This is a genomic window from Massilia sp. GCM10023247 (assembly GCF_042653325.1).
Lineage (GTDB): Bacteria > Pseudomonadota > Gammaproteobacteria > Burkholderiales > Burkholderiaceae_D > Telluria.
This window is the reverse complement of sequence record NZ_JBHSIB010000006.1, coordinates 128,827-155,369: the sequence shown is the minus strand read 5'-3', so window position 1 is coordinate 155,369 and position 26,543 is coordinate 128,827. Positions and strand designations below refer to the sequence as shown.

Below are 26,543 nucleotides of genomic sequence, written 5' to 3'. Positions count from 1 at the left end.
TTTCCGATAAGAGTGAGCGCGCAATTATAGCTGGGGGAGATCCTGCAAAGCGACCTGATCCGCGGAGCACGCGTCCGATCCCTCCCCGCGCCTCGCCGACATTTCCGCACATGTTACTTACAAACCGCTTGCTCTGTTTTTATAAAGGAGTACACTCAATGAAAATTCACCACAACGGAGACAGGCATGAACTTCATTCGCAATGCGTGGTACGTGGCGTGCTGGAGCGCCGAAGTAAAAGTTGGCGCGATGTTCAACCGGCGCCTGCTCGATGAACCGGTCGTCTTTTTCCGCAAGCCGGACGGCAGCGCGGTCGCCCTCCAGGACCGCTGCCCGCACCGCTTCGTACCCCTGCACATGGGAACCATCCGGGGCGACCGTATCGAATGCGGCTACCACGGATTGCAGTTCGACTGCAGCGGCAGCTGCGTCAAGAACCCGCATGGAGACGGCAAGATCCCGGCAGCCGCCAGGGTGCGTTCCTACCCAGTGCAGGACAAGCACGGCTTCCTCTGGATATGGATGGGCGACGGCGACGGGGCCGGCGCCGCGATTCCCGACTACAGCATGATCGAGCCCGATTCCGGCTACCTGACCAGCACCGGCGGCTACATCCACATCAAGTCGAATTACGAACTGATGGCCGAGAACCTGCTCGACCTGAGCCACATCACCTACTTGCACGACGGCTTGCTGGGCAGCCCTGAACAGGTGGGGGCCGACCAGACAGTCAAGGAGCACGGGGCCGAGATCCACTGCAACCGCTGGATGCCGGATATCTCCGTTCCCGGCATTTTCGACATGCTCTACAAGCGCGACGGCAAGCAGGTCGACATGTGGACCAATATGCGTTGGGTCCCGCCCAGCAATTTCATCCTCGACTCCGGCGTCCACGCGGCTGGACTCGCCGAGCGCGAAGACCACGGCTGGTATTACGGCGCCCACATCCTGACGCCGGAAGGCCCGTACACCACGCACTACCATTTCGCCGCAGCCATGCCGCGCGGAACCTCCCTCACCCCGGAAGAAGCGGCAAAGTTCGCCGAGCTCCGCCGCTTCGCCTTCCAGGAACAGGACAAGCCCATGCTCGACGCCCAGCAGGAAGCAATCGGGACCCGCAATTTCTGGGACATGAAGCCGGTACTGCTGACCATCGATGCCGGCCCGGTGCGCATGCGCCGCGCCCTCGAGCGCATGCTGCTGGCCGAACAGGCCGCGAAGGAGCCGTCCGCACAACCAGCCTGAAGCGAAAGACCCGGCAGTACCCATTACACCTATAAGGAGACAGACATGCGCGTTACCCCATCACCGCTTCGCCCTTTGTTCGTGTCGCTCGCCCTGGCCTGCGCTGCCGGCACGCCGGCCTTTGCCCAAGCCCCGATCAAGATCGGATTCATCGGCGAGCTGTCCGGAGCTCAAGCCGCCGTCGGCAAGGAACAGCTCGACGGCCTGATGCTGCTGGTCGAACGCAATGGCGGCAAGCTCGGCGGCTTTCCGGTCCAGGTCATCAAGGAAGACAGCCAGCTCAAGCCCGACGTCGCAAGCCAACTGGCGCGCAAGCTCGTCGAACGCGACAAGGTGGATATCATCACCGGCGTCTCGTTCTCGAACATCATGATGGCGATCCACAAGTACGTCACCGACAACAAGGTCATCCTGGTCGGCTCGAATGCCGGTCCCTCCCAGATCGCGGGGGCGCAATGCTCGCCCTATCAGTTCATCGTCTCGCCGCAGGGCGACCAGACTTCGGAAGCGGTCGGCAAGTACGCCACCGACAAGGGCTACAAGCGGATCTTCCTGCTGGCGCCAAACTACCAGGCCGGCAAGGATACCCTGGCCGGTTTCAAGCGCCATTTCAAGGGCGAGATCGTCGACGAAATCTACTCGCCGCTGAGCCAGCAGGACTTCTCGGCTGAACTGTCCCAGGTCAGCGCCGCCAAGCCGGATGCGGTCTTCGCCTTTTACCCGGGCGGCCTGGGCATCGGCTTCGCCAGGCAGTATGCGCAGGCCGGCATGATGAAATCGATTCCCCTGCTCTCGACCTACGTTGCCGACGCCATCACCCTGCCCTCGCTCGGACCGGGCGCGCAAGGCATGATCAGCGGCGGAGTCTGGGCCCCCGATGCCGCCAACCCGGCCAGCGTGCGCTTCGTTGCCGATTTCGAGAAGAAGTACGGACGCATCCCGTCGAACTACGCCGCGCAAAGCTACGACGCGGCCCAACTGCTCGACCGGGCCATCGCCAGGGTCGGCGGGCGGGTGAAGGACAAGCCGGCCTTCATGGCAGCGCTGAAGGCGGCGGACTTCCAATCGGTGCGCGGTGCTTTCAAGTTCAATAACAACAACTTCCCGGTCCAGGACATCCATGTGCTGGCCGTTACGAAGGACGCGAAGGGTCGCCCCAGCCTGAAAACCATTGCGACCCCGTTCAAGAACCACCAGGACGCCTACCACGACAAGTGCTCGATGTAGCCGGCACCTGACCCGTCCCTCAGCAGCCCTCAGCCGCTACCGGAAGGCTTCCCTTTCGGAGGCTGCGGGCACCTTTGTCCGGAAATCCGATCATGAACGAAAATTTACTGAAGCTGCGCGTCGTGCGCAAGGTCGAGGCGGCGCAGGACATCGTCGCCTTCGAGCTGCAGGCGCCCGACGGCGCCGCCTTGCCTCGTTTCGAAGCGGGCGCCCATATCGATGTCCACCTGCCGAACGGGCTCGTGCGCCAATACTCCTTGTGTAATGATGCGCGCGAGCGCGAGCGCTACCGGATCTGCGTGCTGCGCGACCCGGCCACGCGTGGCGGTTCGGCCGCGATGCACGACCTGGTGAACGACGGCGACGAACTGACGATCGGCCTGCCGCGCAACCTGTTCGCGCTGGTCCCCGGCGCGCACGACAGCCTGCTGCTCGCCGGCGGCATCGGCGTCACGCCGATCCTGTCGATGGCCTGGCAATTGCACGCCGAGCAGGCGCCGTTCCGGATGCACTACTTCACACGCAGCCGCGTCCGCACAGCCTTCCACGACGAGCTGCAAGCCGCGCCTTTCGCCGCCTCGACCGCGGTGTGGTTCGACGACGCCGAGACCGCCCGCCCTTCCGTGCCCGAACTGCTGCGCGCGGCCAGTCCGGGCACCCAGGTCTACGCCTGCGGCCCGGCCGGATTCCTGGAATATGTTACCCGCAGCGCCCAGGAGTGCGGGCTCGCGCCCGAATCTCTGCACATCGAGGCCTTCGGCGCCGCGCCCATGGCACCCGGCGCCGCCTTCGAGGTACGCCTGCGCCAATCGGGCAGGGCCATCCGGATTGGCCCGGAGCAGACGGTCGTCGAGGCACTCGCCGCGCACGGGGTCGCGATTCCAGTCTCCTGCGAGCAGGGCATCTGCGGCACCTGCCTTACTCGCGTCATCAGCGGCATTCCCGAGCATCGAGACCAGTATCTCAGCGATGAGGAGCATTCCCGCAACGACCAGTTCACGCCCTGCTGTTCGCGCTCCCTGACACCTGTCCTCGAGCTCGACATCTAGGGTCGATACGCGCGACCTGCTGCCCGGCGCGGCGTTTCCCGCCGGCGTGGGCAGGTTCCTCGCGCCTATCTCCAGGTGCCCAAAAAAAGTGGCGCTGTTCGCGTTAAGTGTGGAAATGCCGGGCGTCGCACGCCGGCCGTCGCACGCCGGGAGTCACACGCTTAGCCTCGTACCCCAAGCGCCGCGCGCAGCAAGGCCTCGGGGGTGGCGATCCGCTGGCCGTCGAGTGCCCAGCGCCAGCCCAGGTAGTTGTCCAGGTAACGGCTGGCAACGCCCCGAAACGGCAGCAGCCAGCCGCGCAGCCGGCTGTGATACGCATTCACGTTCTGCACGTGGATCGCGCCGCGTACCCGAATGCCCGCTTGCAGGTTGACGGTCTCATGCGTGATGCCGGCTTGCCGGGCGAACGCCCCGTAGGCGGCGTGGGCGTCGGTGACGAGCAGCACGTCGCGCTCCAGCCGGGGTAGCAGATGCTCGTCGAGTTGCGCTCGCGTCACCGGTCCCTTGCCGGGCACCCAATCGAGCGTCTGGCCGGTACGGTCGCGTGCGACCAGAATGCACACCTGTTCGCTCGAGATGCCGCGTTTTGCCGCTTTCCCGCCGCGCTTGCGTGGCGCACGCGCCAGCGTGCGCGATCCCTTGTGCGATTCGAGCAGATACATCTCGTCGGCTTCGGCAATGCCGGACAGGCGTGCTGCCCGGTCGTGCTTGCTGGTACTCAAGAAGCGGTGGCGCCAGCGAAAACTGGTGGCGCCGGCCACGCCGAGATCAACGGCGCTGCGGCGCACGCTGCGCGAATCGAGCATGGTTTGTAAGTAATCGAGCCAGCGCTCCTTGTGGCGCAGGCGTGCGAGCGCCGTGCCGCTCAGGGCATTGCAGGTGCGTCCGCATTCCTTGCACCGGTAGCGCTGCAGGCCATTGGCCCGTCCGTGTCGGTACAGCTGCTGAGAGCGGCAGGCCGGGCAAGCCAATCTGTCGGCGCTGGCCTGCTCGACCAGGTCGGCAACCTTGTCGAGCTTGGCTGCGGGTAGCAGCAAGCCGAGCAATTGTTCGCGCTGGCGCCGCGTCAACGAGGCAATACGGGTGAGCAATTGCTTGAACGGACGTGCTTGCATGGCGGCTCGGGCATGGTTGGGTCCAGGTTGGACCTCAGCCGTATCCGAAGATTCCACACTTAACGCGAACAGCGCCAAAAAAGTGGACGTCGCTTGGCTGATTTTCAGTTATTCGATAGCGGTCCGTTGTTTAGCCGCCTGCCGAATCTCCAACAAAGGCACGCCACGCATTACAATGCAGTCGACTCGACAATGCGTGGGATATTCCAGCAGCGGCCGGTACCGCGCTCCGGCTCGGCACTGCCCTGGCGGATTGTCGTGCACGCTGCCGCCGAACCGGCTGAGTCCTATTGGACGCATCGACGTTCGACGCGCATGGCCACAAACGATATAAAGACAAACGATATGCTCACCACCCTGCTCGAATGGTTCCTCCACCTCGATCGCCATCTCACCGTGATTGCGACCGAGTATCAATTCCTGGTCTATGTGCTGCTGTTCGCAGTCATCTTCGTCGAAACGGGCGTGGTGGTGATGCCCTTCCTGCCTGGCGACTCGCTGCTGTTCGTCACCGGCGCACTGGCGGCGAAAGGCCTGCTGGCGCTGCCCATGCTGATCCCGCTCCTGATCCTCGCGGCGGTGCTCGGCGATATCCTGAATTTTGCCATCGGCAGCGCGTTTCGCAACCGCGTGAAAAATGGGTACCGGCTTCGTTTCATCAAGCCCGAGCACATCGCCCATACCGAGCGCTTCTTCGAGCGCCATGGACCCAAGACCATCGTGCTGGCGCGCTACGTTCCCATCGTGCGCACCCTGGCGCCCTTCGTCGCCGCACTGGGCAGCATGCGCTACCGGACCTTCCTGTCGTACAACGTCGCCGGCGGCACCTTGTGGGTCGTGTCCCTGACGGTGGCCGGCTACATCTTCGGTAATATCAAGTGGGTCAACGACAACCTGACCGCGGTCATCCTCGGCATCATCGTCCTGTCGCTGGTGCCGGGCATCGTGGCCTGGCTGCGTGAACGCTCGCGTAGCGTCGGCACCGGCCCTCAGGCCTGATGCGGCGTCGCATCGCAGGCATCGCGTACGAGCGACAAGTGCCGGCATTCGGTGTAGGCCACCCCCTTGCGCTGCGCGTCTACGAAGCGAAAGAGCCAAGCAATGACCCGTCCACAAACTGAGATCCTGTCTGACATTGACCAGTTTGAACCCTGCCCTGATGGTAACTGGCTTGGTTTGGATGCACTCCTTGCCGAGCTTTGGCTAACGTCAGAGGTATCCCAAGCCTGCCTGCCGGTGTTATTTCGCGTGTTCGAGAGGTTCCCGGATGACCCCAGTGCGGGCGTGTGTTGGGGCATCGTCCATGGGATCGAATCCACGCATCTCGACTACGAAAAGCCATTGCGGGAGTCGTTGTCAAGGCAAGCCTCGGAGCTTGGCGAGGTCATGCTCTACCGCCTTGAAAAATGGAAATCGTCGGCTCCATAAGGCCGAACTAACAGATCCGCTTTGGGCCCCGGAATCGGTCGTTTCAGGGGTGACAATTTACGCATTTTCGAGCTTGCCCTTTCGTTATGATGTGGCGATGAACAAGCATGACCGCCAAGCCATCAATACGTCATTGGAGATCACATGCACTGGAGCGACTGGCCCATCGTCTGCCTGGCACTCTTCTCGATACCCCTGTGTCTTCTGGGACGACGCTGGATAGAGGCCTTTTGGACCGCGTGCTTCGCTGCCTTTCTTGTTTTCGACAGAATCTTGCCGACTGCGGTCCCGGAACAGCTGAAGAGGAGTATCTTCGTTATCGGTTTCATCGCGGTCGTTTACCAGGTGATGAAAGAGTACCGGAAATACAAGGAAAGCTTGGCCGATGGGTAGTCGACCCACTCAAACCACGCACCCTTCTTGTCGTCTTGCGCTCTAGCCAGCTCGCTTCTTTCCCAAAACAGAGCGCAACATTCAACAATGCCGCGCCCTGGCCGCTCCGGCGACAGGCTCCGCAACAAAGCAGGAAGCCCTGCTTCGGGCGCGGAAGCGGACCTCGACAAACCACGCCCGCGCATCAGGATGACAGGTCTCTTCCGGCTCATCTCTGGAAGGCAGGCCAGCCGTCTTGTCCCGGGTCTTCGCGCCTCGACCCGGCTGTTCAGGCCCCGGCGCGCAGCCACCTGAGCGCGGCTTCCACGTCGTCGTAGAAGACCTGCGATTCCCCCTCGCCGAAGGCGAGCCGCGACAGGTAGGCGATCCGGGTGTTGGGCGCGACGATCGCGCGGCGCAGCCCGAGCGCGGCAAGCTGGTCGTCCATCGCGCGCTGCATCAGCACCAGCTCCGTGTCCGGGGGCGTCAAGGCACGGGCGTCATACAGGACCAGGCGGGTTGCGGCGGCGCGGGCCTGCTCGATCGTCTGCTGCTGGACGCTGGCCAGGATGGCGGCGTCGGGACGGCCGCGCAGGCGCACCACGACGACATCGCCCTCGGCCACGACGCTCGCCTCGGCCGGGGGCGTGCCGCTGTCGGCGGGGACCGTGCGCAGCCAGGCCAGGGCCCCCTCGAGGTCGTCGTAGAACACCCGATAATCGCCCGCGCCGAAGGCGAGCCGCGCCAGGTAGGCCAGGTGCGCGCCGGAAACGACGAGCGCGCGACGCAGCTGCACGCCGCTCGACTCGTCGTCGAGGTTGCGCTGCATCAGCACCAGGTCGGCTTCGGGAGCGAGCATCGTGCGCACGTCGTACAGCACGCTGCGCAGTCCCGTCGCATGCGCCAGTTCGACCAATCGTCGCTGGCACTCGCGCAGGAGCGCCATGTCGAGCGCTCCGTCCACCCGCACGACCAGCATGTCGCCGCGTGCTTCGACCGCGAGCGTGGCAGGGCCCGCGGGCGTGATCTGGTTCATTCCGTTTCCTTCTGTTTCGGGTGCAGCAACTGCATGGTGTGCGGGTTCAATCGTCCGCCGCGGGATCGAGCCCGGGGAACATCACCTCGGTAAACCCGAAGCGCGAAAAATCCTCGATCCGCATCGGGTACAGGATGCCCAGCAGGTGATCGACCTCGTGCTGGACCACGCGCGCATGAAAGCCCTCGGCGTCGACCCGGATCGGCTTGCCGTGCTGGTCGACGCCTTCGTAGCGCAGGCGGGTGTAGCGCGGCACGCTGCCGCGCAGGCCGGGAACCGACAGGCAGCCCTCGAACCCCTCTTCCATTTCGTCGGTCAGCGGCGTCAGCACCGGGTTGAGCAGCACGGTTTCGGGCACCTGGGGCGCGTCCGGGTAGCGCGCATTGTTCTTGAAGCCGAAGATGACGAGCTGCAGGTTAACGCCGATCTGCGGCGCCGCCAGTCCGGCGCCATTGGCCGCATGCATGGTGTCGAACATGTCGGCCACCAGCCGCTCCAGTTCGGGCGTGCCGAAGGCGCGCACCGGCTCGGCCACGCGCAACAGGCGCGGGTCGCCCATTTTCAGGATCTCATGCACCGCCATGGCCGTTCTCCTTTGCCAGTTGCGCCAGGAAGGCGCGGAAGCCCTCGGCAGTCTCCGGATGCCGCAGCCCCATCGCGGCGGTCGCCTCCAGGTAACCGAGCTTCGAGCCGCAGTCGTAGCGCCGGCCGTCGTAGCGGTAGGCCAGCACCCGCTCGGCCTGCATCAGCGCGGCGATACCGTCGGTGAGCTGGATTTCCCCGCCGGTACCAAGGCCGAGGTTTTCCAGGTAATCGAAGATCGCGCCGGTCAGCACGTAACGCCCGACCACGGCCAGCGTCGACGGCGCCTCTTCCGGCTGCGGTTTTTCCACGATGCCGGACACCAGTTCCAGGCCAGGACGGTAGGGGGCGGCGCTGACGATGCCGTACTGGCGCGTCTGCGCGCGCGGCACGTCCTGCACCGCCAGCACACTGCACTTTTCGTAGCCGAAGACTTCGGTCATCTGGGCCAGCACCGGCTTGACGCCGGCCGCCGTATGCATGAAGTCGTCGGCCAGCAGCACGGCGAAGGGATCGTTGCCGACCACCGGGCGCGCGCACAGCACCGCGTGGCCGAGGCCCAGCGGCGCCGACTGGCGGATGTAGATGCAGGTGACGTTCTTCGGGATCACCTGGCGCACCAGGTCGAGCAGCGCCTGCTTGTTGTGCGCTTCCAGCTCGGCCTCGAGCTCGTAGGCCTTGTCGAAATGGTCTTCGATGGCGCGCTTGTTGCGCCCCGTGATGAAGATCATTTCGGTGATGCCGGCAGCCACCGCCTCCTCGACCGCATACTGGATCAGGGGCTTGTCGACGATCGGCAGCATTTCCTTGGGCTGGGCCTTGGTGGCCGGCAGGAAGCGGCTGCCGAGGCCGGCAACGGGAAAGACGGCTTTGCAGATCCTGGTCATGTTCGATCCTCTCCGTATTAGTGGGCGTTCGCCCCGGCCAGCAGCGCCAGCAGGCCCGCCTCGTCGAGCACGGTCACCCCGAGCGACTCGGCCTTTGCCAGCTTGCTGCCGGCCTCGGCACCGGCCACCACATAGGAGGTCTTCTTCGACACCGAGCCCGACACTTTACCGCCGGCGGCCTCGATCAGGGCGCCCGCTTCGTCGCGCGACATGGTCGGCAGCGTGCCGGTCAGGACAAAAGTCTGCCCCGCCAGGCCGCCCTCGGCCTGGGCTGCCTCTTCGGGCAACTGGGCCAGCAGTTCGCGGCGCAGGGCCGACAGGCTGGACAACAGCTCGCGATTGCCGGGCGTGGCCATCCAGTCCTCCAGCGCGGCGACGATGCCATCCGGCAGGCCGAACACGCTGAACACCCGCAGGTGCGCCAGGTCCTCGAGCGTACGCCCGGCCAGCAGCTGGCGCGCGCGCGGCTCGGTCAATTTGGGGATGCCGAGCGCAGCGAGCAGCGCAACCTCGTCCAGGCGCTCGCGCAAGGCGGCCTTCGGCGCGTGTTCGCCGGCAGGCTGCACCCCCGTTTCCAGCAGCGCGTCGAGCGCGGCCTGGTTCTTCGGTTCGGCGAAGAAGTCGGCGATCGATTCGGCGACCGTGCCGCCGATATCGGGCAGCACGCGCAGCAGGGCTGCCGGCGCGCGGCGCACCAGCGCCAGGCTGCCCAGCCAGTCGGCCAGGGTCTTGGCGGTCGATTCGCCCACATGGCGGATGCCGAGCGCGAACAGCAGGCGCTCGAGCGGCGGCTGCTTGCTGGCGGCAATCGCGTTCAGGAGGTTGTCGGCCCACTTGGTCGGCACCTTGCCCTGCTTGACGGTCTCCGGCACGGTATCGTCTCGCTCGTCCGCCAGGCGCTTCATCTTGAGCAGGTCGTCCAGGGTCAGCTTGTAGAGGTCGGCCACGCCGTGGATCAGGCTGCACTCGACCAGGCTGTCGATGTAGCGGTCGCCCAGGCCCTCGATGTCCATCATGCGGCGCCCGGCAAAGTGGCGGATCGCTTCCTTGCGCTGGGCCGCGCAGGACAGGCCGCCGGAGCAGCGCGCGATGGCCTCGCCCTCCTCGCGCACGACGTGCGAGCCGCACACCGGGCAATGCGCGGGCAGCGTGTAGGCGCTTGGCGCCGGCGTCGGGCGGCGCTCCAGCACCACGGCCAGCACCTCGGGGATGACGTCGCCGGCGCGGCGCACGATCACGGTGTCGCCCACGCGCACGTCTTTTCTCCGCACCTCGTCTTCGTTGTGCAGGGTCGCATTGGTGACGGTGACGCCGCCGACCGAGACCGGCACCAGGCGCGCCACCGGGGTGATCGCCCCGGTGCGGCCGACCTGGACGTCGATCGCCTGGACCGTCGTCAGCGCTTCCTCGGCCGGGAATTTATGGGCCAGCGCAAAGCGCGGCGCGCGCGAGACGAAGCCGAGCGCGCGCTGGTCGGCCAGGCGGTCGACCTTGTACACCACGCCGTCGATCTCGTAGGGCAGCGCCGGGCGCTTTTCGCCGATCGCGCGGTAATAGGCCAGCAGGCCGTCGCGGCCGGTCACGACCGCGCGCTCCTTCGAGACCGGCAGGCCGAGGCGTTCGAACCAGTCGAGCACCTTCGAATGCGATTCGGGGAGTTCGGCGCCTTCCAGCAGGCCGATGCCGTAGGCAAAGAAACGCAGCTTGCGCTGGGCCGTGATGCGGGCGTCGAGCTGGCGCAGGCTGCCCGCGGCGGCATTCCTCGGGTTGGCGAATTCCTTCTGGCCGGCCTCGCGCTGGCGCGCATTGAGCTTGGCGAAATCGTCCTTGAACATCAGCACTTCGCCGCGCACCTCCAGCACCTCGGGGATGTCCGGGCCGTGCAGGCGCAGCGGGATCACACGCACCGTGCGGATGTTGGCCGTCACGTCTTCGCCGGTATAGCCGTCGCCGCGGGTCGCGGCCTGGACGAACACGCCCTTCTCGTAGCGCAGGCTCATCGCCAGGCCGTCGAACTTCAGCTCGGCCGCATAGGCGACTTCGCGCGCGCTTGGGGACAAATCGAGTCCCTCGCGCACGCGGCGGTCGAAATTGTCGACATCCCCGTCCTCGAAGCCGTTGTTCAGCGAGAGCATCGGCACGGCGTGCGTCACCTGTTTGAACTCGGGGATCGGCGCCGCGCCCACGCGCGAAGTCGGGGTATCCGGCGACACCGCCTCCGGATACATGCTTTCGAGCTCCTGGAGCTCGCGGAACATGCGGTCGTACTCGGCGTCGGGAATCGTCGGCGCGTCGAGCACGTGGTAGTTGTAGATGTGGCGATTGAGTTCCTCGACCAGCGCCGCCATGCGTTCCAGGTAGTCCTGCGCTTCGCTCATGCAGGCCTCAGCTGAACAGGCGCAGGGCGCGGGTCGAGCCGGCCGGGATGTCGGCCGCTTCCATCTCGGTATAGAAATCCTTCACCTGGCCGGCGATTTCTTCCAGGGTCGAGTCGAGCAGCGGCTGCTCGAAGTCGTCGACCATGGTCGCGTCCAGGCGCAGCATCAGGTCCTTGGCCGACTTGACCATGGCGCCGAAGCCGTCGCGCGCCGGTGCCACGCAAGGCACGTCCAGCAGCAGGGTCAGGCGGTCGGTCTTGTCGGCGCCGAGCGTGACGTTGGTCGAGAGCGTGAACAGCACGCCGCCGGCGCCGTCGGGCATCGCGAAGCGGCCGTCCGGACGGACGTCGAAGCCGGCGCTTTCCAGCGCGCCGATCAGGGTCGACATCGCCCACGGCGCGCCGTTCGACTTCAGGTTCACGCCCAGCTGGGCGTCGTGGCCGGCGACGAATTTGTGCAGCGTGCGCGCTTCGCTCATCACCTCGATCATGTCCGGCACTTCCGGCTCGGCGCCGATCTCGTCGGCCACGGCGCGCAGGCGGGTCACCAGTTCCGAGTATTCGATCTCGTTGAGCGCCGTGGTGCGGGTCGCCATCTGGACGCCGGCCTGCAGCTTGGTATAGACGCCGCCGTGCACGATCGGCTCCCAGTCGCCGCTCACGCCCAGGCCGATGTAGTGGATCGGTTTGCTGCCGACGCGGCGCAGCTTCGAGAGGGCCGGCAGGATCTTGTCGCCGCGCGCCGCGCCTTCCAGCGCCAGCGGGACCATGCAGTCGATCAGCGGGTCGACCAGGTTCTCGGCCACCTCGGCGGGCGCCGCCGACGGCGGCATGCCGGGCAGCGGCGCGGCCGGCGCCAGCGCTTCGGCATTGCCGCCGGCGCCGCCGCCGCCGCCGGCCGCCGCCGGCGCCTGCGTGCCGAACACCGGCTCGGTGGTTTCCATGCCCGGCGCGCTGCCGATGTCGAGCACCGGCTCGCTGCGTTCGACCGGGGTGCCGTCGGCACGCATCAGGACGTCGTCGTGGTCGGAGGCGAAGGCGCGTTCGACGCTCTTCCTCGCCTTGTGCTCCTGCCACTTGTTGTAGGTGATGACGCCGACGACGAATACGCCGCCCGCTGCGATCAGGCTCATTTGGAAGTCTGTCATGCTGCTTGTGCCTCTTGTGCGAAGTGGGCGGCGGACTCCATGTCCACCGCCACGATGCGCGATACGCCCTGCTCCTGCATCGTCACACCGATCAGTTGATTGGCCATTTCCATCGCGATTTTATTATGCGAGATGAAAAGGAATTGGGTATGTTCGGACATGCGCTTGACCATGCGGCAGAAGCGCTCGGTATTGGCGTCGTCCAGCGGCGCGTCGACCTCGTCCAGCAGGCAGAACGGCGCCGGGTTCAGGCGGAACATGGAAAACACGAGCGCGGTGGCGGTCAAGGCCTTCTCGCCGCCCGACAGCAGGTGGATCGTCGCGTTCTTCTTGCCCGGCGGCTGGGCCATGACCTGCACGCCGGAGTCCAGGATCTCGTCGCCGGTCATCACCAGCTTGGCGTTGCCGCCGCCGAACAGGATCGGGAACAGTTCCGAGAACTGGGTATTCACGCGGTCGAAGGTATCCTGCAGCAGGTCGCGGGTTTCCTTGTCGATGCGGCGGATCGCGTCTTCCAGCGTGGCGATGGCCTCGTTCAGGTCGGCGTTCTGCGAGTCGAGGAAGCGCTTCCTCTCGCTGGCGGTCGCCAGTTCCTCGACCGCCGCCAGGTTGACCGCGCCCAGCGAGGCGATCGCGTTGGTCAGGCGCGTGACCTCGGCCTGCAGGTACTGGGGTTTCAGGTCCGGATCGAGCTTCTGGGCGAGCGCCGCCTCGTCGGCGCCGGTGGCGGCCAGCGCCTCGGCGAACTGCTCCTGGTTCAGGCGCGCGGCCTGCTCCTTGAGCTGCATCTCCGTGATGCGGTCGCGCTGCGGCTGCAGCGAACGCTCGGTGCCCATGCGCCCTTCCTCGGCATGGCGCAGCTGCTGGGCCACCTGATCGAGTTCGTGGCGGGCATCGGACAGCGCCTTTTCCTGCGCGGTGCGGCGATCGAGCAGTTCCTGCAGGCCCTCGTGGGCGCTGCCGCTTTCCAGCACCGCCAGCTCGGCCTGGCCGCCGGCCAGGCTGTCGGCCACCTGCGCAGCCTGCTGGGTAGCGGTGGCGATGCTGCGCCGCAGCTCCTCGATCTTCGCCCGCGCCGTCTTCTCGGCGAACAGCGCTTCCTGGGCGCCGCGTTCGAGTTCGCGCAGCTTGTCGCGCGCCTCGGACAGCGCGCTTTCGCGCTGCAGGAACAGGGTCTGGCCGTCCTCGAAACTGCCCTGCAGTTCGGCCAGTTCCAGATCGAGTTCCTCGAACTGCTGTTCGGCCTCTTCCTGCACTTGCCGCTGCTCTTCTTCCTGGGCCGCGATCTCGGCCAGGTCGACGTCGATCTGGCTGCTGCGCTGGTTGAAGCGCGACTCGACCTCGTTCTGGCGCACCACCTCGATCTGCAGGGCGTGGGTTTCGCGCTGCAGCGTGGCGATACGGGCGCGCGCGTCCTGCAGGCGGCGCGTCAGTTCGGTCACCTGGGCGTCGGCGCGGGTGGCGCGGGTGCGCGCTTCGTCCAGCAGCAGCACCTGGGCGCGCAGCTGCTTGCTCGTATTCTCGATGTCGTGCTGGCGCTGCAGCATGCCGTCCTGCTCGGCGTCGGCCGCGTAGAAACGCACGCTCGACGCCGTGATGACGTGACCCTGGCGCGTGACGAAACTGCCGCCCTGCGGCAGGCGCGCGCGCTCGGCGAAGGCTTCGGTCGCCGTCTCGGCGGCGAACACCAGGTGCAGCCAGTCGCCGAGCACGCCGCGCACGCCCGGATCGTTCAATTTCAACAGGTTCGCGAACGATTTCAGGCCTGCGATCTCGACCGGGCCCGGGGCGGCGGGCGCCGGTGCGTACAGGGCCAGGCGGCTTGGGGGCGCGTCGCCGACAAATGCCTTGGCCCAGTCGATGTTCGACAGCTCGAGTGCACCGGCGCGTTCGCGCAGCACCGCTTCCAGCGCCGTCTCCCAACCCTCCTCGACGTGCAGCTTTTGCCACAGGCGCGGCAGGCTTTCCAGCTCGTGCTTGCGCAGCCAGGGCGTGACCTTGCCCTGGGTTTGCACCCGTTCCTGCATCTGTTTCAAGGCCGACAGGCGCGCCTCCAGCTGGGCGTTGGTCGCGGACGCCGCCTGCAGCGCGGCATGCGCTTCGCGGCGCTCGGTTTCGGCGCCGTCCTGGGCCGCGGCCGCTTCTTCGTGCAGCAGGGTCTGCTCTTCGAGCGCCTGCTGCTTTTCTTCCAGCTGCATGCGCAGGTTGGCCAGGTGGGCGCTGTCGGGCGGCGCCAGCGCTTTCTTTTCCGCTTGCAAGCGCTCGCGGCGCGTGGCGAGGCCGTTCAGGATATTGCCGGCGTTGCGCCCGTGGGCCGCGGCCAGCTCGATGCGCTGGCGCACGTCGCCGATGCGCGCGCGGGCCTCGTCGCTGTGGCGCTGGGCCTCGCGCCAGGCGGCGTCGAGTTCCGGCAGTCGCTCGTTCTGGGCTTCGACCGCGATCTGCGCCCCTTCCGCGCGCGCCGCCAGCTCCTCGACCCGGTAGGTCGCTTCCTCGATCTGCTCTTCGTATTCGCGGGCCTGGGCCAGCCACCCCTCGCGCTGGGCGGCCAGGGTGCCGAGCTGGTTCTGCAGGCGGGTGCGCGATTCGATCACGAACTTGATCTGCGCTTCCAGGCTGCCGATCTCGGAATTGGTCTGGTACAGCGCGCCCTGGGCCGTATGCAGGCGGTCGCCCACCGCAAAATGGTGCTGGCGCAGGTGCTCCAGTTCCAGCTCGACGTTGCGCAGCTTGGCGGTCTGTTCCTCGAGGCTGTTCTGCGCCTCTTCCATCTCGCGGAAGTAGCGGGTTTGCTCGGCCTGGGCCTCGTTCTTGCGCAGCAGCCAGAGCAGCTTCTGCTTTTCTTCCTGGTCGCTTTGCAGCTGGTGGAAGCGGTTCGCCACCGCGGCCTGGGCCTCCAGCTTGTCGAGGTTGGCGTTCAGCTCGCGCAGGATGTCTTCGACCCGCAGCAGGTTTTCGCGCGTGTCGGACAGGCGGTTCTCGGTCTCGCGGCGGCGCTCCTTGTACTTCGAGACGCCGGCCGCTTCCTCGAGGAAGACGCGCAGCTCCTCCGGGCGCGATTCGATGATGCGCGCGATCATGCCCTGGCCGATGATGGCGTAGGCGCGCGGACCGAGGCCGGTGCCCAGGAAGATGTCCTGGATGTCGCGCCGGCGCACCGGCTGGCTGTTGATGTAATAGGTCGAGGTGCCGTCGCGCGTGAGGGTGCGCTTGACCGCGATTTCGGCGTACTGGCCCCACTGGCCGGCGGCCTTGCCCAGGCTGTTGTCGAACACCAGCTCGACCGAGGCGCGGCCCGAGGGTTTGCGGTGGGTCGAGCCGTTGAAGATCACGTCCTGCATCGACTCGCCGCGCAGCTCAGACGCTTTCGATTCGCCCAGCACCCAGCGCACGGCGTCGATGATGTTCGACTTGCCGCAGCCATTCGGACCGACCACGCCGACCAGTTGCCCAGGCACCTGGAAATTGGTGGGATCGACGAATGACTTAAATCCCGACAATTTAATGGAGGATAGTCGCACGTTGCTTGGGTTGCCAGGGAAGCGGCTCGGGAGTCATTGAGGGCGCCATCATACCATCTGTTGCTTGCATTTCGGCCAAGTTTGGGGATCGCCGGGCACGGGCGTGCGCGACACCCCTCTCCTATGGGGCGCCGGCATTTTACAGAAGTTGAATGAGTTGAAACAGTGCGCTCAGCCGGCAGCGTGCAGCGCGGGCGCCGGATCGTTGACCGCCCCCTGCAGCGCCTGCGTCAGCACCCGGCCGACCACGCCTTCGAGCGCCAGCACGCTGACGCTGCCGGACTGGAAGGCCTGCGCCAGCTTTTCGGCAGGCAAGGAAAACGATTCCTGGCGCGCCCCGGCCGAGAAGATGAACAAGGTGCGCAAGGGGCTGACCCAGGCCAGCTTGACCTGGCGCACGCCGCCGTCGGGCTGGCGGAAGGCCAGGCGCATGCCCCGCTCCAGCTCGTCGACCGGGCTCGGCGGTGCATCGGCGGCGGCCGCCTCGCCCTGGGCCAGCGCCTGCTCATGGGCGATGCGGCGCAGCGCGTCGTGCTGGGCCGCTTCCACCGCCAGTTCCAGCTGGCGCTGCGGCGACAGTTCGAGCGGGGCGCGCACGATCGCCAGGTGGCATTTGGCCAGCTCGGCAAAAAACGCCAGGCGCTCGGCATCCTGCCATTTGACGGCGTCGAGCCATTTGTTCAGGGCGGTCAGCAGCCCCGGCAGCTTGGCGATCAGCTCGCGCCGTTGTTCCTGGGTCGCCTTCGGTTTCACGGTCCAGACCAGCTCGTCCATGACCTGGGTGGCGTTATCGACGGCGCCGGGACGCTCGTCCTCGATCATCCAGGCGAAGGTCAGCACGTCGACCCAGCGCTGCTCGAGGAAGTCCGCGACTACGGCCACCAGCTCGCCGCCGGCCACGCGCACGGCGACCGCCTGGCGCGCGGCGCGGGCGGCCGTCGCCTGGCGCTCGATCCTGGTCGCGCGCGCGATCGGTGCCGCGATGGCTTCCTCGTCCGCGCGGTCCTCGGCCGCCAGCTCGGCTTCGAGGTCGGCCACCGCCTCGGCAAAGGCGGCCGGCTGGGCTTCGGGCTGGCGCTTGACGCGGTCGACGCCGCGCCGCATCGCCTGCACCACCGGGTCGCGCAGGTCGCTGCGCTGCTCCCAGCCGATGCGCGAGACGAGGTCGATCATCTTGCGCGCCGGGTGCGCTTCCTCGAAGAAGAAATCCTGGTCGAGCAGGGCGGCCTTGAGCACCGGCACCTGCAGGAAACGGATCAGTTCGCGCGTCTCGGCGGGAATGCTGTCGTCCAGCAAGACTGTCTCAAAAATGCGCGACAGCAGGTCGAGCGTGTGTTCCTCGCCGCGCGACAGGCTGCCTTGCGGCAGGCTGGCCTTCAGGCGCGGCAGGTAGAACACGTTGTGGGGAATCGCCGCGGCGGATGCGAACGCGGCGGGCGCGCCCGCGCCGCCGGCGCTCCCCTGCGCCGCTTGCAGGCCGGCCAGCATGTCGAGCAGCGAGGCGGACGGCAGCGGATCGCCGCCGGTGCGCCCTGCCGGCCCGGCCGCAGCAAGGCCGGACACGCCGCCGGCGGCGCCCTGCGGCCGGGTGCCGTCCGCCGCCGGCACGCCGAAACCGGACGCGGCGCTGGGGCGCCAGCCATTGCCTTGCGGCATATTCGGCAGATCGGGCACCAGCGGCGCATCCTGCTCGCCCTCTTCGCCCGCCAACAGCTGGCGCAACTGCTGCGCCAGCGCGGCATCCATGCCGGAACGCCGCGCGCGGCCGGCCGCCTCGCGGCTTTTGCCGATGTGAAAACGCTTGCTGCGTGCCGTGCCCTGCGCGCGCAGCGCCGCGTCGAGCGCGGCCAGCAGCGGCGCGAGATCGAGGAACAGCTCGGGCCGCAGCAGCGGCATCAGCAAGGGGTGGGCCTCCGCTTCCGGCTCGAAGCCGCGCCAGGCCTCGTGGATGGCCGCCAGGAAGACTTCCGGCCGGAACGGATTCTGCCCGGGACGCAGCAGCTCGCGGCCCAGCAGCAGCCCGAGGCGCACGCACAGGCTGGCCAGCACCTCGGAGTGGGCAATGTCGAAAGGACGGCACAGCGCGCCGAACACCACCTTGTTGTCCATCACTTCCATCGGCACCAGGCTGAGCGAGGCCAGGTCGGCCGGCGCGGCGCCCTTCGGCAGCAGCGCGTCGACCTCGGCGCGCAGGGCGTGGCTGACCGCTTCGCCGGCCAGGTGGATGAAGGCGTAGGCGTTGCTCTTCAACAGGTTGCCGGCCTTCGTGCGCAGGTAGGCCGCTTTCGGATCGGGCCCGGCGCTGGTCATGTCCAGCATCGCAGCCGCGAAGCGGTTGACCATGGGACCGAGTTGTTCGTTGACCGCGGCCGTTGCCGTACGGACGAGTTCGGCCAGCACCTCGCGCGGTGGCGCAGGCGTCGCAGGCTGGTCGCAGGTCTCGGTCAGGGCGTTGTCCATGGTGTGCATCGATGTGGGCGCACGCGCGCCAACCCATCCATTGTGGCACATTATTTCCATAAAGCAATGGTTGAGGGCACCAGGGCGTCGCTTTAGCTAGACAAATGTCCTGCTGGCATCTTTTTCCTTGCGGCGGGACAAACGCCGGTTGTTTCCTTTCCATAACATTACACGGTCCCCCTTCGCCCCATTTCCAGGAACCCTCCATGAAACTGATTCGACAGCTCGACACCAGGCTCAAGATCCTCGGCGGCTGCGCCCTGCTTTCCCTGCCCTTCGCGCTCGGCTTCCTGTGGCTGCTGGCGCGCCTGGGCGAGGCGGCAGTGCCGCTGCGTACCGGCGCCCTGCTCCTGCTCGGCGCCTGCCTGGCTTTCGGCGCGGCGCTCGCCACCTGGCTGGCGCGCGAGGCGACACGGCCGGCGCAGGACGCGATGAAGCTGGCGCAGCGCTTGGCCGAGGGCGACCTGCGCGTACGCCTCGACGGCACGGCGCAGGAAGACGGCAATCCCCTGGCAGCACAACTGGCCGCGATGGCCGGCAAGCTGGCGGCCACCATCGGCGAGGTGCGCGCCGGCGCCGCCCGGATTGCCGGCGGCACCACGGAGATTGCGGCCGGCAATATGGATTTGTCCGCCCGCACCGAGCAGCAAGCCACCTCGCTCGAGGAAACCGCGTCGTCGATGGAAGAGCTGACGGCGACGGTGCGCCAGAATGCCGAGCACGCGCACCAGGCCAGGGCGCTGTCGGCATCGAGCGTGGCGGTCAAGGGCGGCGAAGTGGTCGGCGACGTGGTCGGCACCATGGCCTCGATCAACGAGTCGTCCAAGCGCATCGCCGAGATCATCGGCGTCATCGACGGCATCGCCTTCCAGACCAACATCCTGGCCCTGAACGCGGCCGTCGAGGCGGCGCGCGCCGGCGAACAGGGGCGCGGCTTTGCCGTCGTCGCCTCCGAGGTGCGCAGCCTGGCACAGCGCTCGGCCGCCGCCGCCAAGGAAATCAAGGCGCTGATCGACGATTCGGTGTCCAAGGTCGATACCGGCACCCAGCTGGTCGACAAGGCCGGGCGGACGATGGAAGAAGTGGTCACCAGCGTCAAGCGCGTGACCGACATCATCGGCGAGATCGCCGAGGCCAGCGCCGAGCAGACCACCGGCATCGAACAGGTGAACGTGGCGATCGCCGCGATGGACCAGTCGACCCAGCAGAACGCGGCGCTGGTCGAACAATCGGCCGCGGCCGCGGCCTCGGTGCGCGACCAGGCCGCCGCCCTGACGCGCGCGACCGACGGTTTCGTGCTGGCCGCGGACAAGCCGGCCGCCAAGGAGGCCCCTGCCCGCGCCGCCGGCCCCGTGCCGAAACTGGCTGCCGTGCACAACGCGGCGCCGGCGCGCAAGGCCGAGGCGGTTTCCCCGAAAACGGCAAAGGCAAGCGTGCCGATCCGGCGCGCCGCCGCCAAATCCGATATGGATTGGGAAGAATTTTAAGGCACGCGAATAAAATAGATTGACGAACCGTGATAAACGATTATTTTCAATATGTAGGGATGTCTCCTACACAGGCTCAGGTAGTCATCCGATACCGCATTAACTGCTCGGCTCGCATGATTGCACCATCGAATTACTGATGAAAAAGCGCAGTAGTCCGGTCAGTAGCTATTAGTTTCTCTACATTGAAAGGAAATAATCATGGCCTCGAATCAAAAGCGCACGCAAGGCGGCACTCCCGAGCAGCACGCAGAAGCCGGCCGCCAGAGCCACAAGAACGACGGCAACAAGCAGTCCGGTTCGGGTTCCGGCTCGCGTTCGGGCTCCGGCTCGGGCACTCGCGGCGGTACGCCCGAGCAGCACGCCGAAGCCGGCCGCCAGAGCCACAAGAACGACGGCAACAAGCAGTCCGGTTCGGGCTCGGGGTCGCGTTCGGGATCCGGTTCGGGCATGCGCGGCGGCACGCCGGAGCAGCACGCCGAAGCCGGCCGTCAAAGCCACAAGAACGATAACAAGCGTTAATTCGCGGAATCGATTCGTTCAAATACCGTACGCTGGCGCGACGGACATTTGAAAAAAAAGCCCGGCGCCGCGTGCATGCCGGGCTTTTCTTATTGGTCCGCGGCATTCGATTCGATTAACTGATCGGCGCCCGGATTTTATATTGCCGGGTTATCTGGACAATATAAATAATCCGAATAAGAACAGCGCAGCCGGATGCATATATCGCTTGCAGGGATTATTTGCGTGCACAGCCGGAATGGCAAATCTTATTTGCAATCAAAAAGTGAATTCGAAATGCCTGCGTGCAAATGAAAAGGCCGCTCCCGGATGCGTGGGAGCGGCCTGCCGGGGTAAGGCGGATTCAGATATTGCGCAGTATAAAACCCTTGGGCGGCGCGAAGTCGGCGATGTCGTTGATCATGCCGGCGGCCTTGGCGTCGCGCGAATTGAGGTGCAGGTCGGAATACTGGTGGATCGCCCACTGCTCGGGCGTGAGCTCGATATGCTTGCGCAGGATCGATTCGGTACGCGCGTCGTCCGCGCGCAGGCCCTCGACGATGATGTTGAGCGCGTCGGGCCGCGAGCCGGGCGAGGCCGTGGCGTGCGACTTGTGCACCATGAAGCGCGCCGTCTCGCTGGCGTAGCGGCGCGTGCCGGCCAGGTACATGATGACGGCGATCGAGGCCACCGCACCGCCGTTGTACATGATGAATTCGATCGGCGACTTCGACATGAAGTTGTACAGGCACAAGCCGTCGCTGACATAGCCGCCGTTCGACTGCACCAGCACATGGGCCGTTTCGATGCCGTCCTCGGTCATGTGGCCGACCGCCTCGAACACCCGATGCACCATGTCGCTGTTCACGTCACCCGACAAGGTGAACCACGCTTCCTTGTTTTGTTTCGCTTGATCTTCGCTCATAGTCTTGTTTTGCCCCGCAAAGTGTGGATACCAGTGTAACAAATCGAGGAAATTCGCCGCGTCCACGCCCTCCAACAGTGCGCGCCCCCGGCGAGCCCGATAAACCTACTGCGCGTCGGATTGGCAGTTTGCGATGCTCGCTGTACATGCGTACAGCTGCGCTTCTCAACTGCCACTCCTTCCGCTCGCTACGGTTTCTCGGGCCCGCCGTTGACAGCGATCTAAGGGTCGAATATCCTCCACAGTCTTGATCGGGAGAGCGCAGCCATCCGCTGCCGCCGAAGGGGCATCACCCAAAAACTCTCAGGCAAAAGGACCGGTCAGGGGTCGTCACGCACGGTCATAGCACCTGGCGCGCCGGTCGAACTCTGGAGAGCGGCTGCGTCAACGAGACGTGCGGCCCACCGAAGGGGCAGGCGGATTCCTCCGCTATCTCTCAGGTACCAAGGACAGAGGGGCGCAGCGCACGCATCGGCATCCTGCCGGCGCGCGGCTCCCTTTTATTCTGCCCTGAGGATTCCATGACGCTCAAAGCGACCCCGCTCAATTCCGCACACCGCGCCCTCGGCGCCAAGATGGTCGACTTCGGCGGCTGGGACATGCCGGTCAACTACGGTTCGCAGATCGAAGAACACCACGCCGTGCGCACCGACGCCGGCATGTTCGACGTCTCGCACATGTGCGTCGTCGACCTCGAAGGCGCCAACGTGCGCGGTTTCCTGCGCGGCCTGCTGGCCAACAACGTCGACAAGCTGCAGGTCCCGGGCAAGGCGCTGTACTCGTGCATGCTCAACCCTGAAGGCGGCGTGATCGACGACCTGATCGTCTACTTCTTCCGCGAAGACTGGTTCCGCCTGGTCGTCAATGCCGGCACCGCCGAAAAGGACGTGGCCTGGATGCAGCAGCAGAACGCGGCCACCAACAGCGGCGTCACGATCACCCAGCGCCGCGACCGCAGCGAACAAAACAGCGACCCGATCGCCCTGGTCGCCGTGCAGGGCCCGAACGCCCGCGCCAAGGTCTGGCAGGTGCTGCCGGAAACCCAGGCCGCGACCGCTGAAATGAAGCCGTTCAACGTTGCCATCGTGCCGGGCACCGCCTTCGGCGAAGTCATGATCGCGCGCACCGGCTACACCGGCGAAGACGGTTTCGAAGTCGGCTGCCCTGCCTCCAAGGTCGAAGCGCTGTGGAACGCCTTGATCGCCGCGGGCGTCAAGCCGGCCGGCCTGGGCGCGCGCGACACGCTGCGCCTGGAAGCGGGCATGAACCTCTACGGCCAGGACATGGACGAGAGCGTCAACCCGCTCGACGCCGGCCTGGGATGGACCATCGACCTGGTCAGCGAGCGCGACTTCATCGGCAAGGCCGCCCTCCAGGCGAAAGGCCAGAACGCCAGCTTCGCCGGCCTGATCCTGCGCGAAAAAGGCGGCATCCTGCGCGCCCACCAGAAAGTGGTGGCGGCCTCGGGCAGCGCAGGCGAAATCACCAGCGGCACCTTCAGCCCCTCGATGCAGCAGGCGATCGCCCTGGCGCGCATCCCGATGGATGTCGCGATCGGCGACACCGTCCACGTCGAGATCCGCGACAAGAAGCTGGCGGCCACCGTCGTCAAGCTGCCGTTCGTGCGCAACGGCAAAGTGCTGGCCGCCTGAGTCGTACGATACAGTCGCCCAAAAATAGAATTTATAATACTGCGTTAATTCGCCGCATCAAACCAACCTGGAGCCTTTACATGAACATCCCGACCGACCTGAAATACACCGAGTCCCACGAGTGGGTCCGCACCGAGGCCGACGGCACGCTGACCGTCGGCATCACCGAGTATGCGCAGGACGCACTGGGCGACATCGTGTTCGTCGAACTGCCGCAGGTCGGCAAGACCTTCACGGCCGGCGACGACGCCGCCGTGGTCGAGTCGGTGAAAGCCGCCAGCGACATCTACGCGCCAGTGGGCGGCACCGTGGTCGAAGTCAACCAGTCGGTCGCCGACGCGCCGGATTCGATCAACGCCGACGCCTTCGGCGCCTGGCTGTACAAGCTCAAGCCGACCGATGCCGGCGCCGTCAACGGCCTGCTCGACGCGGACGCCTACGCCAAGGCCACCGGCAACTGATGCATGACCCGGCGCGCTCCCGCGAGCGCGCCGGCGCCGCGCCTGCCCGGCGCCCGCAGTACCGAACACCGTTTTGCATTTTCGTCCCGCATTTTCGTCCATGACCCCGCGCCGGCCCCGCCGCGCTACCGTCCCTCTTTTTGGCCACCACCATGACCCGCACCAGCCTCACCCAACTTGAAGCACGCGATTCCTTCATCCCGCGCCACATCGGCCCCTCGGAATCCGAAGAAGCAGCGATGCTCTCGACCCTCGGCTACCCATCGCGCGCAGCCCTGATCGACGCGGTCGTTCCCGCCAACATCCGCCGCAAGGACAAGCTCGACCTGGGCGAATTCTTCGAGCCGCTGCCGGAGCAGGCCGCACTCGCCAGGCTGAAAGCCATCGCGTCCAAGAACAAGGTGATGAAGTCGGTCATCGGCCAGGGCTATTACGGCACCCACACCCCGCCTGTCATCCTGCGCAACATCTTCGAGAACCCGGCCTGGTACACCGCCTACACGCCGTACCAGCCGGAGATCTCGCAGGGCCGCCTGGAGGCGATCCTGAACTTCCAGCAGATGATCACCGACATGACCGGCATGGGCATCGCCAACTCGTCGATGCTCGACGAAGGCACCGCCGCCGCCGAAGCCATGACGCTGATCCAGCGCGTCGGCAAGTCGGCCTCGAAAGTGTTCTACGTCGCCGACGACGTGCTGCCGCAGACCCTGGAAGTGGTGCGCACCCGCGCCCAGCCGATCGGCGTCGAAGTGCGCACCATTGCCGCCGCCGACATCGAGTCGCTCGAGGAAAGCTGCTTCGGCGTGCTGGTCCAGTACCCGGGCGCGAACGGCGAAGTGCGCGACTACCGCGTCGCATGCGAGAAACTGCACGCCGCCGGCGCGATGGTGATCGCCGCGGCCGACCTGCTGGCCCTGACCCTGCTCACGCCGCCTGGCGAATGGGGCGCGGACGTGGTCGTCGGCAACAGCCAGCGCTTCGGCGTGCCGCTCGGTTTCGGCGGCCCGCACGCCGGCTACCTGGCCACCCGCGACGAATACAAGCGCTCGATGGCCGGCCGCCTGGTCGGCGTCTCGGTCGACGCCCAGGGCAACCCGGCCCTGCGCCTGGCGCTGCAGACCCGCGAACAGCACATCCGCCGCGAAAAGGCGACCTCGAACATCTGCACCGCCCAGGTGCTGCTGGCCGTGATGGCCGGCATGTACGCGGTCTACCACGGCCCGCAAGGCCTGACCCGCATCGCGCGCCGCGTGCACCGCATGACCGGCATCCTGGCGGCCGGCCTCCAGCAGCTCGGCTTCAAGCTGGCTAACAGCACGTATTTCGACACGCTGACGGTGGCCACCGACCGCGCCGCCGAGCTGCATGCCGCCGCCAACGCCGCCGGCGTGAACCTGCGCCGCGTCGACGACGGCCACGTCGGCCTGTCGCTGGACGAAACCACGACCCGCGAAGACCTGTCCCTGCTGTTCTCGATCTTCGGCGGCGACGCCCTCGACTTCGACACGCTCGACAAGGATGCAGGCGACGCCTTCCCGCAAGCGCTGGCACGCACCAGCGAGTTCCTGACCCACCCGACCTTCCACCGCTACCACGCCGAGCACGAAATGCTGCGCTACCTGCGCTCGCTGGCGGACAAGGACCTGGCGCTCGACCGCACCATGATCCCGCTCGGCTCGTGCACGATGAAGCTGAACGCGACCTCGGAAATGATTCCGGTCACCTGGCCCGAGTTCTCGAACATCCACCCGTTCGCCCCCGACGAGCAGACCGTCGGCTACCGCGAGATGATCGGCCAGCTCGAAGCCATGCTGTGCGCCGTCACCGGCTACGCCGCGATCTCGCTGCAGCCGAACGCCGGCTCCCAGGGCGAATACGCGGGCCTGCTGGTGATCCAGAAGTACCACCAGTCGCGCGGCGAAGGCCACCGCAACATCTGCCTGATCCCGTCCTCGGCCCACGGCACCAACCCGGCATCGGCCAACATGGTCGGCATGCAGGTGGTGGTCACGGCCTGCGACGAGAACGGCAACGTCGACCTCGCCGACCTGAAGAAGAAGGCCGAGCAGCACAGCGCCAACCTGGCCTGCGTGATGGTCACCTACCCGTCGACGCACGGCGTGTTCGAAGAAGGCATCGCCGAACTGTGCGAGATCGTGCACAGCCACGGCGGCCAGGTCTACATCGACGGCGCCAACATGAACGCGCTGGTCGGCGTGGCCGCGCCGGGCGCCTTCGGCGGCGACGTCAGCCACCTGAACCTGCACAAGACCTTCTGCATCCCGCACGGCGGCGGCGGACCGGGCGTCGGCCCGATCGGCGTCGGCGCCCACCTGGCACCCTTCCTGCCGAACCAGCTGTCGACCGGCTACGTGCGCAACGAAGCCGGCATCGGCGCGGTCAGCGCGGCGGCCTACGGCTCGGCCTCGATCCTGCCGATCTCGTGGATGTACATCGCGATGATGGGCGCCGAGGGCCTGACGAACGCCACCGAAACGGCGATCCTGAACGCGAACTACATCGCGCGCCGCCTGGCCCCGCACTATCCGGTGCTCTACACCGGCCACGACGGCCTGGTTGCGCACGAGTGCATCATCGACCTGCGCCCGCTGCAGGACAAGACCGGCATCTCGAACGAAGACGTCGCCAAGCGCCTGATGGACTTCGGCTTCCACGCCCCGACCATGAGCTTCCCTGTGCCGGGCACGCTGATGATCGAGCCGACCGAGTCCGAGTCGAAGATCGAGATCGACCGCTTCATCGAGGCGATGATCACGATCCACGCGGAGATCGTCAAGGTCGAGCGCGGCGAGTACGACAAGATGGACAACCCGCTCAAGGGCGCCCCGCACACGGCCGAGGTGGTGACCGCCGACGACTGGCAGCACACCTATACCCGTGAAGTGGCGGCCTTCCCGGTCGCGTCGCTGCGCAAGAAGAAGTACTGGCCGCCGGTGGGCCGCGCGGACAACGTGTACGGCGACCGCAACCTGTTCTGCGGTTGCGCGCCGATCAGCGATTACGAATGATCGTTTGATCGTCGATAGGTAAATGTGCGGCGGCGTCG

Annotated in this window: 20 protein-coding genes and 2 riboswitches; of the genes, 11 read left to right on the top strand and 9 right to left on the bottom strand. The window is 66.4% G+C overall.

The features are described 5' to 3' along the window. Positions 1–186 precede the first annotated feature (186 nt). The 3 genes from ACFPAH_RS03375 to ACFPAH_RS03365 all read left to right on the top strand — a co-directional run bounded on the left by ACFPAH_RS03375 (position 187) and on the right by ACFPAH_RS03365 (position 3,521). A complete protein-coding gene (locus ACFPAH_RS03375; protein ID WP_379740621.1) occupies positions 187–1,245 on the top strand; it encodes a Rieske 2Fe-2S domain-containing protein in 1,059 nt (352 codons plus the stop codon). A 45-nt stretch (positions 1,246–1,290) separates the two neighbouring features. Beyond that, entirely contained in the window at positions 1,291–2,472 is a 1,182-nt protein-coding gene (locus tag ACFPAH_RS03370) for an ABC transporter substrate-binding protein (RefSeq protein ID WP_379740618.1), read from the top strand. A gap of 92 nt (positions 2,473–2,564) precedes the next feature. Beyond that, on the top strand, positions 2,565–3,521 hold the full coding sequence (locus ACFPAH_RS03365) for a PDR/VanB family oxidoreductase (RefSeq protein WP_379740615.1): 957 nt from the start codon (positions 2,565–2,567) through the stop codon (positions 3,519–3,521). Between the two features lie 161 nt (positions 3,522–3,682). On the opposite strand, the gene ACFPAH_RS03360 is transcribed toward ACFPAH_RS03365, so the two are convergent. Beyond that, positions 3,683–4,636, bottom strand: coding sequence for an IS1595 family transposase (locus ACFPAH_RS03360; RefSeq protein ID WP_379740612.1), 954 nt, complete (start codon positions 4,634–4,636; stop codon positions 3,683–3,685). A gap of 345 nt (positions 4,637–4,981) precedes the next feature. On the opposite strand from ACFPAH_RS03360, the gene ACFPAH_RS03355 reads away from it, so the two are divergent. The 3 genes from ACFPAH_RS03355 to ACFPAH_RS03345 all read left to right on the top strand — a co-directional run bounded on the left by ACFPAH_RS03355 (position 4,982) and on the right by ACFPAH_RS03345 (position 6,457). After that, on the top strand, positions 4,982–5,635 hold the full coding sequence (locus ACFPAH_RS03355) for a VTT domain-containing protein (RefSeq protein WP_379740609.1): 654 nt from the start codon (positions 4,982–4,984) through the stop codon (positions 5,633–5,635). 102 nt (positions 5,636–5,737) lie between these two features. Further along, positions 5,738–6,064 carry a hypothetical protein gene (locus tag ACFPAH_RS03350; protein ID WP_379740606.1) on the top strand — a complete coding sequence of 109 codons (327 nt, stop codon included), beginning with the start codon at positions 5,738–5,740 and terminating at the stop codon, positions 6,062–6,064. 144 nt (positions 6,065–6,208) lie between these two features. Beyond that, the gene (locus ACFPAH_RS03345; protein WP_379740603.1) at positions 6,209–6,457 is read left to right on the top strand and encodes a hypothetical protein; all 249 of its coding nucleotides are present in this window, start codon (positions 6,209–6,211) and stop codon (positions 6,455–6,457) included. Positions 6,458–6,725: 268 nt separating this feature from the next. Here the strand turns inward: ACFPAH_RS03345 and ACFPAH_RS03340 are convergent, their stop codons facing one another. The 7 genes from ACFPAH_RS03340 to ACFPAH_RS03310 all read right to left on the bottom strand — a co-directional run bounded on the left by ACFPAH_RS03340 (position 6,726) and on the right by ACFPAH_RS03310 (position 18,447). After that, positions 6,726–7,406 (bottom strand): hypothetical protein, encoded by a 681-nt coding sequence (locus ACFPAH_RS03340; protein WP_379740600.1) that lies wholly within the window; start codon positions 7,404–7,406, stop codon positions 6,726–6,728. A gap of 112 nt (positions 7,407–7,518) precedes the next feature. Further along, the gene (gene def / locus ACFPAH_RS03335) at positions 7,519–8,055 is read right to left on the bottom strand and encodes a peptide deformylase (protein WP_379740597.1); all 537 of its coding nucleotides are present in this window, start codon (positions 8,053–8,055) and stop codon (positions 7,519–7,521) included. Then, on the bottom strand, positions 8,042–8,941 hold the full coding sequence (galU, locus tag ACFPAH_RS03330; protein WP_379740594.1) for a UTP--glucose-1-phosphate uridylyltransferase GalU: 900 nt from the start codon (positions 8,939–8,941) through the stop codon (positions 8,042–8,044). Before galU ends, def begins: the two co-directional genes overlap by 14 nt. A 17-nt stretch (positions 8,942–8,958) precedes the next feature. After that, entirely contained in the window at positions 8,959–11,319 is a 2,361-nt protein-coding gene (gene ligA / locus ACFPAH_RS03325; protein ID WP_379740591.1) for an NAD-dependent DNA ligase LigA, read from the bottom strand. Between the two features lie 7 nt (positions 11,320–11,326). Beyond that, positions 11,327–12,466: a cell division protein ZipA C-terminal FtsZ-binding domain-containing protein gene (locus tag ACFPAH_RS03320; RefSeq protein WP_379740588.1), complete on the bottom strand. Its 1,140-nt coding sequence runs from the start codon at positions 12,464–12,466 to the stop codon at positions 11,327–11,329. Then, positions 12,463–15,987 carry a chromosome segregation protein SMC gene (gene smc, locus ACFPAH_RS03315; protein WP_379740585.1) on the bottom strand — a complete coding sequence of 1,175 codons (3,525 nt, stop codon included), beginning with the start codon at positions 15,985–15,987 and terminating at the stop codon, positions 12,463–12,465. The genes ACFPAH_RS03320 and smc overlap by 4 nt, the downstream gene beginning before the upstream one ends. A gap of 171 nt (positions 15,988–16,158) precedes the next feature. Next, positions 16,159–18,447 (bottom strand): DUF1631 family protein, encoded by a 2,289-nt coding sequence (locus ACFPAH_RS03310; RefSeq protein WP_379740582.1) that lies wholly within the window; start codon positions 18,445–18,447, stop codon positions 16,159–16,161. 206 nt (positions 18,448–18,653) lie between these two features. On the opposite strand from ACFPAH_RS03310, the gene ACFPAH_RS03305 reads away from it, so the two are divergent. Further along, the gene (locus ACFPAH_RS03305; RefSeq protein WP_379740579.1) at positions 18,654–19,934 is read left to right on the top strand and encodes a methyl-accepting chemotaxis protein; all 1,281 of its coding nucleotides are present in this window, start codon (positions 18,654–18,656) and stop codon (positions 19,932–19,934) included. Between the two features lie 201 nt (positions 19,935–20,135). Continuing rightward, positions 20,136–20,456: a hypothetical protein gene (locus ACFPAH_RS03300; RefSeq protein WP_379740576.1), complete on the top strand. Its 321-nt coding sequence runs from the start codon at positions 20,136–20,138 to the stop codon at positions 20,454–20,456. Positions 20,457–20,799: 343 nt separating this feature from the next. On the opposite strand, the gene ACFPAH_RS03295 is transcribed toward ACFPAH_RS03300, so the two are convergent. Beyond that, positions 20,800–21,360 (bottom strand): ATP-dependent Clp protease proteolytic subunit, encoded by a 561-nt coding sequence (locus tag ACFPAH_RS03295; RefSeq protein ID WP_379740573.1) that lies wholly within the window; start codon positions 21,358–21,360, stop codon positions 20,800–20,802. A gap of 242 nt (positions 21,361–21,602) precedes the next feature. Next, positions 21,603–21,689: riboswitch (glycine riboswitch) on the top strand. 29 nt (positions 21,690–21,718) lie between these two features. Next, positions 21,719–21,823, top strand: a riboswitch (glycine riboswitch). Between the two features lie 58 nt (positions 21,824–21,881). On the opposite strand from ACFPAH_RS03295, the gene gcvT reads away from it, so the two are divergent. The 3 genes from gcvT to gcvP all read left to right on the top strand — a co-directional run bounded on the left by gcvT (position 21,882) and on the right by gcvP (position 26,505). Continuing rightward, the gene (gene gcvT / locus ACFPAH_RS03290) at positions 21,882–23,012 is read left to right on the top strand and encodes a glycine cleavage system aminomethyltransferase GcvT (RefSeq protein ID WP_379740570.1); all 1,131 of its coding nucleotides are present in this window, start codon (positions 21,882–21,884) and stop codon (positions 23,010–23,012) included. An 80-nt stretch (positions 23,013–23,092) separates the two neighbouring features. Next, on the top strand, positions 23,093–23,473 hold the full coding sequence (gcvH, locus tag ACFPAH_RS03285) for a glycine cleavage system protein GcvH (RefSeq protein WP_379740567.1): 381 nt from the start codon (positions 23,093–23,095) through the stop codon (positions 23,471–23,473). A gap of 152 nt (positions 23,474–23,625) precedes the next feature. Then, on the top strand, positions 23,626–26,505 hold the full coding sequence (gcvP, locus tag ACFPAH_RS03280; RefSeq protein ID WP_379740564.1) for an aminomethyl-transferring glycine dehydrogenase: 2,880 nt from the start codon (positions 23,626–23,628) through the stop codon (positions 26,503–26,505). Positions 26,506–26,543: the final 38 nt, after the last annotated feature.